Annotated in this window: 14 protein-coding genes; all 14 read right to left on the reverse strand. The window is 39.8% G+C overall.

The window, feature by feature from the left end; translation table 11 throughout:
* Nucleotides 1–17: 17 nt before the first annotated feature.
* Nucleotides 18–323 (reverse strand): 50S ribosomal protein L21, encoded by a 306-nt coding sequence (gene rplU, locus H8S51_RS10255; RefSeq protein WP_006856084.1) that lies wholly within the window; start codon nt 321–323, stop codon nt 18–20.
* 160 nt (nt 324–483) lie between these two features.
* Nucleotides 484–1317 (reverse strand): undecaprenyl-diphosphate phosphatase, encoded by an 834-nt coding sequence (locus tag H8S51_RS10260; RefSeq protein ID WP_186898765.1) that lies wholly within the window; start codon nt 1315–1317, stop codon nt 484–486.
* 17 nt (nt 1318–1334) lie between these two features.
* Nucleotides 1335–2591 carry a ribonuclease E/G gene (locus H8S51_RS10265; RefSeq protein WP_117922159.1) on the reverse strand — a complete coding sequence of 419 codons (1257 nt, stop codon included), beginning with the start codon at nt 2589–2591 and terminating at the stop codon, nt 1335–1337.
* The gene (locus H8S51_RS10270) at nt 2588–3313 is read right to left on the reverse strand and encodes a TIGR03936 family radical SAM-associated protein (protein ID WP_117922160.1); all 726 of its coding nucleotides are present in this window, start codon (nt 3311–3313) and stop codon (nt 2588–2590) included. Before H8S51_RS10270 ends, H8S51_RS10265 begins: the two co-directional genes overlap by 4 nt.
* Nucleotides 3314–3384: 71 nt before the next feature.
* Entirely contained in the window at nt 3385–5247 is a 1863-nt protein-coding gene (locus tag H8S51_RS10275; RefSeq protein ID WP_117922161.1) for a TIGR03960 family B12-binding radical SAM protein, read from the reverse strand.
* A gap of 33 nt (nt 5248–5280) precedes the next feature.
* Nucleotides 5281–5580 (reverse strand): hypothetical protein, encoded by a 300-nt coding sequence (locus H8S51_RS10280; protein ID WP_241070675.1) that lies wholly within the window; start codon nt 5578–5580, stop codon nt 5281–5283.
* Between the two features lie 146 nt (nt 5581–5726).
* Complete coding sequence (locus tag H8S51_RS10285) at nt 5727–6794, reverse strand: acyltransferase (RefSeq protein ID WP_186898764.1); 1068 nt, start codon at nt 6792–6794, stop codon at nt 5727–5729.
* Nucleotides 6795–6916: 122 nt separating this feature from the next.
* On the reverse strand, nt 6917–8200 hold the full coding sequence (gene hisIE / locus H8S51_RS10290) for a bifunctional phosphoribosyl-AMP cyclohydrolase/phosphoribosyl-ATP diphosphatase HisIE (protein ID WP_186898763.1): 1284 nt from the start codon (nt 8198–8200) through the stop codon (nt 6917–6919).
* Nucleotides 8201–8296: 96 nt separating this feature from the next.
* On the reverse strand, nt 8297–8884 hold the full coding sequence (gene hisB, locus H8S51_RS10295; protein WP_118208836.1) for an imidazoleglycerol-phosphate dehydratase HisB: 588 nt from the start codon (nt 8882–8884) through the stop codon (nt 8297–8299).
* Between the two features lie 16 nt (nt 8885–8900).
* The gene (gene hisD / locus H8S51_RS10300) at nt 8901–10193 is read right to left on the reverse strand and encodes a histidinol dehydrogenase (protein WP_186898762.1); all 1293 of its coding nucleotides are present in this window, start codon (nt 10191–10193) and stop codon (nt 8901–8903) included.
* 70 nt (nt 10194–10263) lie between these two features.
* Complete coding sequence (gene hisG / locus H8S51_RS10305) at nt 10264–10911, reverse strand: ATP phosphoribosyltransferase (protein ID WP_117922166.1); 648 nt, start codon at nt 10909–10911, stop codon at nt 10264–10266.
* A gap of 13 nt (nt 10912–10924) precedes the next feature.
* Nucleotides 10925–12109: an ATP phosphoribosyltransferase regulatory subunit gene (hisZ, locus tag H8S51_RS10310; RefSeq protein ID WP_118208834.1), complete on the reverse strand. Its 1185-nt coding sequence runs from the start codon at nt 12107–12109 to the stop codon at nt 10925–10927.
* Between the two features lie 138 nt (nt 12110–12247).
* A complete protein-coding gene (locus tag H8S51_RS10315) occupies nt 12248–12781 on the reverse strand; it encodes a Holliday junction resolvase RecU (protein WP_117922168.1) in 534 nt (177 codons plus the stop codon).
* Nucleotides 12782–12868: 87 nt separating this feature from the next.
* Nucleotides 12869–13861: an RluA family pseudouridine synthase gene (locus H8S51_RS10320; protein WP_186898761.1), complete on the reverse strand. Its 993-nt coding sequence runs from the start codon at nt 13859–13861 to the stop codon at nt 12869–12871.
* Nucleotides 13862–13863: the final 2 nt, after the last annotated feature.

The raw sequence follows: 13863 nt of genomic DNA on the forward strand, positions 1-13863 counted from the left end.
ACAACTTTCCCTGTCGATTACGCGTTGATCTTTTCAATCTTAACCTGTGTAAACGCCTGTCTGTGACCGTTTTTCTTGTGATAGCCAGTCTTTCTCTTGTACTTGTAAACGATAACTTTTTTACCTCTGCCCTCTTTTACGACAGAAGCCTCAACAGAAGCGTTTGCTACATCAGAGCCAACTTTGATACCGTTGTCAGATACAGCTAAAACCTGATCAAAAGTTACTTTCTCACCAGCTTCTTTTCCGAGCTTTTCAATGGTAATGATATCGCCTTCGGATACTTTGTACTGTTTACCACCTGTTGCTATAATTGCGTACATATGGCACCTCCTATTATCATTACTCGCCAGTTATGGTGCCTTCTATCTGGTTTTAATACAGAATAGACGGACTTTTAGACCTCACTGTGCGGCATACTTCGTTACTTTAGCATATTTTTTTTATTACGTCAACTGTTTTTTTCATATTTCAAAAATATTTTTAAATAAAAGCAAAATATATTAAAACTAATGCTCCAAGCACAATCCTGTACCAGCCAAATACTTTAAAGTCATGTTTTCTGATATAGGACATCAGGAAACGGATCACAATAATTGAAACAAGGAATGCCACCACTGTTCCAACTCCTAAAATGATAAACTCTGCTCCAGTAAATGCGAATCCGAACTTTAAGAGTTTTAACAGACTCATGCCAAGCATAACCGGAACTGCAAGATAAAATGTAAATTCTGCAACGGCAACACGTGAAACACCGATGATCAGTCCACCGATGATCGTTGCACCGGAACGAGAAGTTCCCGGAATTATGGAAAGCACCTGAAATAATCCGATCATAAACGCTGTCTGATAAGAAATATCAGCCAGTGTCCTGATCTTCGGTTCTCTTGTCTTATTCCAGTTTTCGATCAGAATAAAAGCTACACCATAAAAGATCAGTGCAATGGCAATTACGACCGGAGTATAAAGATGTGCTTCAATATAATCATCAAATAAAATCGTAACAGCCGCTCCCGGAATGCATGCTACAACTACCTTAAACCATAAAGAAAATATATCTTTTCTTATTACCGGCTTTGTTTTATCTTTAAACTGAAACGGAAACATCCGGTTCCAATAAAGAACAACGACTGCAAGGATCGCACCGAGCTGGATAATAATAAAAAACATTTCTTTGAAAGAATCGCTTGCGTTTAACTGCAGAAATTCATCAACTAAAAGCATATGTCCGGTGCTGCTGATCGGCAGCCATTCTGTAATTCCCTCCACGATTCCAAGAAAAATTACTTTTAAAATCTCAATAAAACTAAAATCCATTTTACACTCCATTCCTGTCAGGATAAACTCTCCCGCAATGATTTTTTTATTTTTTTTCTGGTAACCTCTACCAGACCGAGTTTTGTCATCTCGACAATCTGCGTTGGTACCGGATCTTTTTTCAATGCCGCTCCAAAAGCATTCAAAAGTTCCATTTCTGCCTTCTTTGATTCCAGATTAATAAAATCAACGATCACAATTCCCGAAATATTGCGGAGCCTTATCTGCCGTGCAATTTCTTCTGCAGCTTCTATATTCACTTTAAGGAAATTTTCCTGCATTTCTTTTTTTGCAATATTCTTTCCGGTGTTTACATCGATCACCGTCAATGCTTCTGTCGGCTGGATGACAAGGTACGCTCCAGACTTTAGCCATACCCGCTCCCTCAATGCATCATGAAGCTGCGAAGCAATTCCACTAAGGGCAGCTAACGAAATCATTTCGTCATTATAATAACGGATTTTTAATCCATGCCCGGTAAGTACTTCATCTACTCTCGATTTAATACTGCCTCCGGTCACAAGCTGCTCTGTGCCAATGCCATACATGCCACAGATTGATTCATAAATTGTCCGGTCATCTGTCACAACTTCTTCCAGATCTGTTTCATAAAGCCCGTTTAACATCTTCTTCCACGGCTGATCCTCTTTATGAACAAGAGAATAGCAGTTTAAATGTTTTGAACCTGAAATACTTCTTTCGACCTCTTTTTCAAGCTGAATTAATTCAAAAAGCAGTTCATCTTTTGATGCCTGCGCTGCATTCGTACGGATGATCACACCACATTTTAACTGATCTTCCTTTGGCAGAAAACTTTTCACAGTGTTTAACAGTTCTTCTCTTTTTTCATTTCCAAGTTTAGAAGAGACACCGATCTTTCGTTTTCCAGTCGTAAGGATCACATATTTTCCAGTGAAAGTAAGGTTTGTGCTTACGGAAGGATCCTTTGTCTTTAACGCTTCTTTTACTACCTGGACAAGAAGTTCATCTCCTGCACATATCGCCTTTTTTTCGGACTGCTTCTTGGTAAAAACCGGATTTTTCAATTCCTGTAACGGAAGATAACAGTTTTGTCCCGGAGCAATACGGACAAATGCGGCATTCAGATTCTTTACAACATTTTCCACCCTGCCGATATAAATATTTCCAAGTAAAGACGTCCCTGTCAGAGATTCCGGCACCACTTCTATTAATTTTTTCCTGTCATCACAGAGAGCTGCAATGCGGTATTCTTTTTTTTCTATTTCTGTCGTTGTAATGATAAAACGGTTCATCGGATCACTTCACCCATTTTTCCAAGGGAGATAAATCCATCACCTGCAGGATCTATTGCATACACATCCCTGCGGTGAATCTGGATCGCATTCTGGTCATAAGTATAACCCATCGCCTGAAACATTGCTTCAAGTACAAGTTCCGGTTTTAAGTTATCAGTACTTCCGGTGGATACCTTTAAATAAAACACTGGTCTGCCTTCTCTTTCTGATACGTCAAATGCATATACAAGCTGCTTTAAGTCCATGACTTTCTCGCTCTTTTTTGTCTGTTTCGTGACCAGAAATTCTTCTTTTTCTGTAAAATATCTGCGGATACCATCTGCAAAAGCAGGAACATCTGCAGCCGGTTCATAACCATCTTTAAAGTAAAGGTCATAATCTGCAGCAGCTACCATGGACATTGCTGTTTTGGCGTTGTCCGGCAGTTTTACATATTCAGTAACTTCCACACCTTCCACCATAGTATCGTTCAGCGCCTTGATCGATGCTTCACTTGATCTGGTAGAATTTACTTCAATATCAAGATACTCCCCATCACTGGTGATTCCGACACCAAGCGGTGCCGCAAAAGACATGATCTGGTGCGGGGAAAAACCTTCTGAATAACAGATATCAATTTCTGCCCTGCGCATTGCTTTCTGAAAATAACGCATAATATCCAGATGTCCGATAAAACGCATTACTCCGTATTTACGGAATTTAATCCTTATTTTTATCATAATGTCAACCTTACATTAACCCTTTCTTCTTTTACATTAAGTATCTCATGTAAAACATTAAGTATCTGTTCTTAACGCTCTGCCATACAAACTCCAGTTTTAAACCGGGCTGCACCACATCCGGAACAGCGCATCCTGCAGTTTGGAGTTACATTCTCTCCCATAGCATTTTGCCATTCACGTTTTAAGAATTCTTTTGTCACACCCGTATCAATAAAATCCCATGGAAATACTTCGTCGAGGGAACGTTCTCTCTTGGTGTAAAAGTCCATATCTACACCGCATTCATCAAATGCATCTAACCATCTCTGATAATCAAAATATTCGGACCACGCGTCAAATATGCCGTCATGCTCATAAACAGTACGGATCACACTTCCAACTTTACGGTCACCACGTGCTAATACACCCTCTAATACTGTCACGTCTGCTTCATGCCAGTTATATTTGATACTTTTACGGTTTAACTGTTCCTTTACCGTATCATTTACAACCTTCGCACGTGCAATATAATCTTCCGGATCATGCATGGATGCCCACTGGAACGGCGTAAAAGGCTTTGGCACGAAAAATGATGTTGAAATTGTGATCTGGCATTTACCATTCCGCCTGTCCTTCGGGATCTCATAATACCGCACCGCAATATCATTTGCCAGTTCCGGTATTGCTTTCATGTCTTCTTCTGTTTCTGTCGGAAGTCCTAACATAAAGTAAAGTTTTACCTTATTCCAGCCACCCTCGAATGCCATACCGGCACCTTCTAAGATAACCTCTTTTGTAAGTCCTTTATTGATAACATCTCTAAGCCGCTGGGAACCAGCTTCCGGGGCAAATGTCAGGCTGCTTTTTTTGATATCCTGTACTTTTCCCATAACATCTAATGAAAATGCGTCGATACGCAAAGATGGAAGTGAAATATTAACTCCCTTTCCTTTAAATTCTTCAATCAGAAATGTAACAAGTTCCTGCAGCTGTGAATAATCAGAGGAACTTAAAGAACTTAAAGAAATCTCTTCATGTCCGGTTGACTTTAACATCTTGTACGCAAGTTTCTTTAAACGTTCCACATCCTTTTCACGTGTCGGACGGTAAACCATACCAGCCTGACAGAAACGGCAGCCACGGATACATCCCCTTTGGATTTCAAGAACAACACGATCCTGTGTTGCCTTGATAAACGGTACGATCGGTTTTTCCGGGTAAACAGCCTGTGTCATATCGGTAACGATCTGCTTTGTGACTGTATGCGGTATATCCTCAAAAATCGGTTCAAATTCTGCGATCGTGCCATCTTCCTTATAACTTACTTCATATAAAGATGGTACATAAATACCAGGAATCTTTGCCGCCTCATGTAAAAACTCTTTGCGCGAAGCACCGCTCTGTTTCTTTTTTTTGTACAGATCAAGCAGTGTGTCATAGGAAACCTCTCCTTCTCCCATATAAAACAGATCAAAAAATTCTGCGATCGGTTCAGGATTATAAGTACATGGACCTCCACCGATCACGATCGGATCATCCTCTGTACGGTCTGCCGCCTCAATCGGGATCTGACTTAAATCTAAGATCTGTAAAATATTGGTATAGCACATTTCATACTGGATCGTGATTCCTAAGAAATCTGCATTTTTAACCGGCTGCTGTGATTCTAAGGAAAACAGTGGAATCTTCTCATCCTTTAAAATTTTATGCAGATCCGGCCACGGAGAATATACACGCTCACACCAGACATCCTCCCTTTTATTTAACATATCATATAAGATCTGGATACCAAGGTGTGACATTCCTATCTCGTAAACATCTGGAAAGCACATCACGAACCGGATATCAACCGCATCTTTATCTTTTATCACACTATTTAATTCGTTACCTATATAGCGTGCTGGTTTGTCGATCTTCATCAGTATCTCATCGGATAAAGCTAATTTTGTCATTTAAAAAAATCCTTTCTCTTTTCTCTCTTGCGCTCAATGTATCATAACATAATTTTTGAGATTTGTATAATAATGATTATCACAGATCATTTCTGTGACCGTCTGTGTGCTGTAACCACAAATATCCGTATGTGTATACATACAGGCTAAAAAAACTGCAAAAATGCATAAAGAAAGAAAAATACGCAGTTTTAGTGCAGCTGCAAATCCCATTTCCGGTGCAGAATACTCTGATTCTCCTGTCCGCCTTTTTTGCATGCCGTTTTCCTCATAAAAAGAGTCACGGATATTCTGCACATATTCCCTTCGTCTGTCTATTATTTGTCTGTCCATAAAAATCTCCATTCTTGCGTGTGAAAAATGTATTTTTCACACTATCCTCATTTCCAAGCCAGTCTGTCTGTATATAATTATATTACATACAAATGTTTTATATGCGGTATTAGTTTACCATAAAAATATTATGTATACTTATCGTTTTATTTTTTCTTTCTTGAAAATGGGATCTGAAGCCATTTCAGTAATGTATTATCAAGGATCATTGCACCGAATGCCGAAATAAAAAGTGTCAGGACCATCATAACGATACAGCCACCTGCAATGCCACCGCTCAATACATCAACATGTAGCTTCTGCTTTACCACAAAATGAAGTACACCCCAGTGGATCAGTAAAATAGAATAACTGTACCGGCTGATCCACTGCACAAAAAAACTGTTTTTTGTTTTCTGAACTGCAAGTCTTTTTACCAATATAAAAATAGCTGCTGAAAATGCCATCATTGTCGGTGAATTCTGATAGATATAATCTACATAATTATTTCCGTTCCAGATCCACATACATGTTTCCAAAAAAGCAAGGAAGCCCGCCATCAAAAAAACATTTTCCATTTTTCTGCTGCATTTTTCGGCAAGAAAATATCCAAACAAAAAAGTTCCCGCAAAAGAATCTACAACGATTCCAAACACAGATTTTACCCCAAACAAGGGCAGATAAGTATCCAGCGTGCAGATGATAAATATTACTCCGATCACACCCGACAACACATTATCCGGTATATTGTGTACGATATACCGGATAAACGGTGTCAACACATACAACCAGATAATTACATAAACAAGCCAGAAATGCGGTGCCTCCACCGGGGCACCTGTTAAGATCCGTTTTAACATCAGAAACCAGTGGTCTGGTTTCAGCCAGTCAATCCCCTCTTTTGCAACAACATAGAGGATATAATAGACAACCAGAGGTATCGCTACTTTCGTGAAACGTTTTCGAAAAAAAATACCGGCCGGCTCATTTTTTACCGGAAGCAGCAACGCTCCGCTTAACATTACAAAAAGCAGATTACAGGATAAAAAAATATAATTAAAGATGGTAAGCACCCGAAATGCGATACTTCCGTATTCTGTCATGGACGCAGCAAGTGAAACTGTATGTACCCCGATCACAAATACGGTTGCTATGACACGCAGATCATCAATGTAGATCTTACGATTTTTTATATTCTTATTTCCAATAAATATTTGTTTTATTTTTTCCAGCATAGGATTCTCCCTTTTGCGGCTTTTATGTGATTATGGATTTTCCCTATTACCCAAAAAAACTTTGCCGTACTTTTCAGTATAGCAAAGTTTTTCTATTCCCTCAACCGTTGAATATGTAATTATTATCTCTGGGAAAGTTCCTGAGTAATCTCCTCCCAGGTAACTCCTTTTTCTGCCATTAAAACCATCATGTGATACATAAAATCAGATATCTCGTATTTGATATCTGCCGAATCCGGATTTTTAGCGGCAATGATGATCTCTGATGCTTCCTCTCCGATTTTCTTTAAGATCTTATCAAGTCCTTTATCAAACAGATAGTTGGTATAAGAACCTTCTTTTGGATTTGCCTTACGGTCTAAAATGATTGCATAAACATCTTCTAATACCTTAAGCGGATTCTTCTCCATGTATTCTTTTTTAACGATCTCGTTAAAGAAACAGGAAACATTTCCGGTATGACATGCCGCACCGATCTGTGATACTTTTGCTAAAATTGTGTCATAATCGCAGTCAGCAGTCAATGACTTTACATACTGGATATGACCCGATGTCATTCCTTTGATCCATAATTCCTGACGGCTTCTGCTGTAATAGGTCATCTTTCCAATATTAATCGTCGTCTCAAATGCCTCTTCATTCATATATGCAAGCATCAATACTTCATCTGTACGATAATCCTGCACGATAACCGGAACCATACCATCTGAATTTTTCTTTAAATCTGCCCATTTTAATGCAGGTTCAAAGTTATCCATCTTAATTCCACCTGCGGAAAGCTGAGACTTCATTTCCATGATATCTGTTTCCGGATCATTGATAAAAGAACCGGCGATTCCACGCACATTTTCCCGTTTTAATGTCTCAATAATTTTTTCGTAATCACATTCCTCAAAATATACGACATAAGGAACATCCGTAATATTTTCGATTGCAGTCAGAACACCGGTATTTAAAACCAGAAGCTCATGAAAATGCTCCTGCATTTCCTCCTGATGTTTAAAAACAAAATCAACATTTGCTACTGATACGAGGATGCGTTCTTTTCCAAAACGATCGCTTGCCTCTCTTGCGATATCCATACTGTTAGATTTCGCACCGTTTACAATAACCTGCAGACATCCGGCATAAATAAACTTCTTAACATCTTCAAAACGGCTGATATTCCCGCCGGCACAGACTTTGATCTCAACATTACGATTGATGTTTTTGATCGTTTGAATATTTTTTTCATGTTCTTCATCATCATCCGATAGATCAAAGATAATGATCTTATCAATACCACTGTCATTATAAAGACGTGCAAGACTGATCACATCCCATCCCATCGGTTCAAAATTATCCATACCTTTTACAGCCTGTCCATTTTTCAGATAAATGGTGGCGACAATGTTTTTATGTTCCATATTATAAAACTCTCCATTCCTGCATTTTCCTGATAAGCGATATACTTTTCTCTTTCATTGATCACAGATTCATTTCTGCAGGAATTGTCAAGTCTCCTACAGACTGCCTTTTGTGGACAGCACATCTGTGATACGCGGGTCATAACCGGTTGCTTCATCTAAAGCTCTCGCAAAAGCTTTAAACATTGCTTCGATCATATGATGATTATTGCCTCCTGACAGTACACGGATATGCAGATTCATGCCCGCCGCATAAGAAACGGCATAGAAAAATTCTTTTACCATTTCCGTATCCATATACCCTACCCGTTCTACGGTAAATTCACCGTCAAAAACAAGATACGGTCTGCCGGAAAGATCCACGGCACAAAGCACTAAAGTTTCATCCATCGGCAAAATACAGCTTCCAAAACGTTTGATGCCTTTTTTATTTTTTAGTGCTTTACGGATCGCATTGCCAAGCACGATTCCGGTATCCTCGATCGTATGATGGCAGTCTACCGCAAGATCCCCTTCTACTTTAACATCAAGATCAAAGAAACCATGTCTTGCAAAGCCATCAAGCATATGATCAAAAAAGCCGATTCCGGTATCAATATCTGCTTTACCGGTTCCATCTATGTTCAGATTGATCTTTATATCTGTCTCTTTTGTTTTTCGTATGTACTCTGCTGTTCTTTCCATTTTATCACATTCCTCTCTAGTCTTCAAACCGTACCCGGATTGAATTTGCATGTGCAGTTAACTGCTCACATTCAGCAAACTGTACGATATCTTTATAGATCGGTTCAAGTGCCTCCCTTGAATAAGAGATAATACTTGATTTTTTGATAAAATCATCCACACTAAGCGGCGAGAAAAATTTTGCTGTTCCGTTGGTCGGCAGCACATGATTTGGTCCGGCAAAATAATCACCAAGCGGTTCACTTGAATATTCTCCGACAAAGATTGCTCCTGCATTGCGGATCTTTGTCATTGTCTCAAACGGATTCTTTGTAACAAGTTCAAGATGTTCCGATGCGATCTCATTTACCGTTGCAATGGCTTCATCCATATTTTCTGCTACCAGAATATATCCATAATTATCTAAGGATTTCTGAATGATCTCTTTTCTGGATAACTGCGCCACAAAGTCTTCCACTTCTTTTGATACCTGCTCAGCCAAGGTTCTGCTTGTTGTGACAAGGATCGCAGAAGCCATTTCGTCATGTTCCGCCTGTGAGAGAAGATCTGCCGCAACAAATCGCGGATTTGCTGTCTCATCTGCCAATACCATGATCTCACTCGGGCCTGCGATAGAATCAATACTTACAAAACCAAATACAGCTTTTTTTGCAAGTGCCACGTAAATATTACCAGGACCTACGATCTTGTCTACTTTCGGAATACTTTCCGTACCAAATGCCAGCGCTGCGATTGCCTGTGCCCCACCGACTTTATAAATAGCATCCACACCTGCCTCTTTTGCAGCGACCAAAGTTGCCGGATTGACTTTTCCGTCTTTTCCAGGCGGCGTTGTCATAACGATTTTCTTTACACCTGCAACTTTCGCCGGAACGATATTCATAAGCACAGAAGACGGATAAACCGCCTTTCCCCCCGGTACATAGACACCGACTTTCTCTAAAGCTGTCACTTTCTGACCTAAAATAATTCCGGATTCCTCAGAGTCAAACCAGGAATACTGGCGCTGCTTCTCATGATATTTACGGATATTTACCAATGCTTTACGGATCACTGCAAGCAATTTTTCATCAACTTTCTCATATGCCTCTTTGATCTCGTCCTCTGTGACCAGGATATTTTCTGCGTTAATGTCAGCTCCGTCAAAACGCTTTGTGTAATCAAAAATCGCTGCATCACGGTTCGCTCTCACATTTTCTATGATCTCATTTACTCTGCCTTCAAATTCACCATAAGAATTCGGGCTTCTTTTTAAAAGATTTTCCAATATATTTGTTCTTGCTTCTTCTGTCAGTTCTATAATACGCATACTTCTCCTCCATTCCAGAATATCTGCTGCATCTCTTTTATTTCAGATACACTGCAGCAGACATTTTATATTATTTAATTACGGTCTTTAAATCAGAAATCAGTTTTGTAATACGCTCATTCTCCATCTTCATGCTCACCTGATTAACTACCATGCGGGCAGAAAGCGGACAGACCTCCTCAAGCACTGACAAACCATTCTCACGTAGTGTTGAACCTGTCTCTACGATATCACAGATAACCTCCGACAATCCAACGATCGGTGCTAATTCGATCGATCCATTCAGTTTGATGATCTCAACTGTCTGGTGTTTCTTATTATAAAAATAATCTTTTGCAATACGCGGATATTTGGTCGCAACACGGATCAGTTCGTGGTGGTTTAACAGTTCTTTGGCGCTTTCCGGCCCGCAGATACACATGCGGCATTTTCCAAATCCAAGATCTAATACCTCATAAATATTTCTGCCTTCCTCTAAGATCGTATCCTTTCCTACGATACCGATATCCGCAGCGCCGTATTCCACGTAAGTCGGCACATCCGGTCCCTTTGCAAGGAAAAAACGAAGTTTTAACTCTTCGTTGACGAAAATCAGCTTTCTGGTATCTTTATCCTTCATCTCCTCACAGGTGATCCCGATCTGTTCAAACATCTCTAAGGTTTTCTTTGCAAGTCTGCCCTTTCCAAGTGCAAAGGTTAAATATCTCATATCTTCCATCGTATCTGTCTCCTTACATAAATGTCACATTTACACAATGATTCTGTTCTGCGTAGGCACGATAATCTTCTTCGGTTTTTGAGATATCTCTTGCCATAAGCTCCACATTGCTGCCGCACTTACGCAGCTCCATTGCCTTTTTGACTGCCTCACTGCGCATTTCCTGTCCATAAATAATAAGTTCATTCTGATACTGCACCGGAATCTCAATCTTTTGTCTCGAAAGTGCTGCCATCAACTGGTCAATAACGATCGCAAAACCGATAGATGCAGATTCTTTTCCGAAATAAGTCAGAAGTTCATCATAACGGCCGCCTTTTACGATCGGTTCACCACTTCCAAACGTGTATCCCGCAAAAATGATACCTGTATAGTACTGGTAATTGCTTACAATCCCTAATTCCACGGAAACATATTTATCAATTCCATAAATCTTTAAAACCTGATGTAATTCTTCCAGACGTTCGATCGCATTCAAAATACGGGGATATGCATCGGCATATTTCTTAGCTGTCTGCAGTTCATCTGCACCGGTATAGAGATTACCAAGCATTCCAAACAATGCTTTTAAATCATCGTTTAAGTTCAGGGTCTCTGCAAACTCAGTTACGCCGAAATAATTTTTATTGGAAATAAGATCATGAAGTTCTTCTTCCTGTTCCTCATTCAGACCTGCCGCATCTGTTAAGCCGCGGAAAAATTCTGCATGACCGACAGAAAGCTGAAACTCTTTCAGACCGGCTTTTTTTAAACAGTCAATTACCATGGCAATGATCTCTGCATCTGCATCTACCGTAGAATCCCCTAAAAGTTCTGCACCAAGCTGTGTGCTTTCCTTTAATCTGCCCTGATAACTGTTGTTATTCAAAAATGTATTGCCCATATAACACAGGCGGATCGGCATATTCTCCTCACCGAAATACATTGCAGCACAGCGTGCGATAGAAGGTGTAATATCCGGACGAAGTACTAACGTATTTCCTTCCCGGTCAAAAAACTTATACAGATCCTTCGAAGGTGTTGTTCCGATCTCTCTGCCAAATGTGTCAAAAAACTCAAATGTCGGTGTCTGAATCGGATGATAACCATATTGTTTCTGCACTTTTAATAATTCATCCTGTAAAATCAGCTTTTTCTCGCATTCGTCATTGTAAATGTCCCTGACACCCTCAGGTGTATGTAATAACTGTCTTTTCATCGCATCTCCATTCCGGGACGTTCTATAACAGGTGCCTCTGTTTTCTATCGTCCCTGCACACATTTTTCTTTCACTTTAGTGTGCTACCTTGTTACCATATGAAACTGTTGTTTATTATATTGGAAAACAAATGGAATGTCAATCCCTTGCCAGTAAATCTTTTTGCAGGGTATCCAGATAGGGAACCAGAACTGCTTTTCCTTTTGGGAGAAAATAATCAGGCTCTAATTCTTCATACCGGAAACTTTTTCTTCCACCCTCTTTGGCTCGGTTCCAGAATTCTAACAGCTTTACAAGACGCAGATAATAAAATTCATCCCTTGCGGTAAAACTGATCAGGAAAAATGAAATTCCTCCCTGTTTTTCATAATTTTCCATAAATGTCACCTGATGTTCATGAATATTCTGAAGAGGAAATGTATCCGTTGCACATTCTTTTGCATCAAAGCAGACCGGAATCCCCTGTACAGCACCAATGTAATCAACCGTACTTTTCTGGTCAAAATATGCCAGGGTGATATGTCTGGTTTCCTTGTCAATGTTGATCGGTGTGATCGGCGTTGGCACTTTCTGGATCAGTGCAAGTCCGTTTGCCAGATAGGTTTCATTGGTACGGTTGATAAATTCTTCTAAGGTAGAACCGCGGAGTCCTCTTGAGTTCCAGGTTGCCATGATAATACTCCATTTCTGCCCATCTTTTGGGCATTCTGCTTTTACATGCAGGTTTTGCATGCAGCTACAAATGATCTACAAGATTTTTTATGATTGATTTTCAATTATTTTCCATGCCCGTTCAAACTCACTGCCACATGGTGCCGTGATCTCTTTTCCATCCTCAAATACAAAACGACTCGCATGGAGAAGCTGGGATGTTATATTCGCATTTTTCTTAAAATATGCGTTAACGTCAGAATTTCCATATTTATAATCTCCGATGATCGGATGCCCGGTTGATGCAAGATGCGCACGGATCTGATGCGACCGTCCGGTCATCAGATGTACTTCAAGTTCAGTATAACCACCCCTGCAGCGTATCGGGCGGTACTCTGTTTCGATTGGAAGCCATTCCCCCACAGAAGGCTTTGTTTTTCGGATCAAAACCTGATTTTCCGTTTCATCTTTTTGCAGATATCCTTTCAGATAAGAAGATTCTTTTACCGTTCCCCTTACGATACAACGGTAATATTTCTGTACAGTACGCTCTTTTAGGGCTTTTGCCATATTCTGAAGTCCCTTTAAGGTTTTTCCGGCAGCCAGCAGTCCTGACGTATTACGGTCAAGTCGGTTACAGATGGACGGACGGAATGTCCGGAATGAACTTTCTGTCAGTTCTCCCTTAGCGATCAGATATGCAAGAATATATTCATTTGCCGAAATATCCTCCGGTTTTGCTTTTTGTGAAAGCATCCCAGTTGGTTTATTGATAAAAATAATATCTTTGTCTTCATAAACAACCTGAAGTTTACGTTTTCCTGACGTAAATTCCTTCGAAAGTACATTAAGTGCCTCATATTCCGGGTTAGATGTTGTACTTCCACTGAATTTTTCGAAGGTTTCATCTGAGAAAAACAGTTTTACATCATCATCTTTATTGAGTTTTTCCGTTCCATCTGCCTTTTTCCCATTTAAAGTAATGTTCTTTTTCCGGAGCATTTTGTATATAAAGCTGCCCGGCGCATTGCCAAGCAGCTTTTTTAAATATTTGTCGAAACGCTGTCCCGCTTCGTTGTCATTAATTTTAAATTCACGCATTG

This window comes from Roseburia rectibacter (genome assembly GCF_014287515.2).
In the GTDB taxonomy this organism is placed as follows: Bacteria; Bacillota; Clostridia; order Lachnospirales; family Lachnospiraceae; genus Roseburia; species Roseburia rectibacter.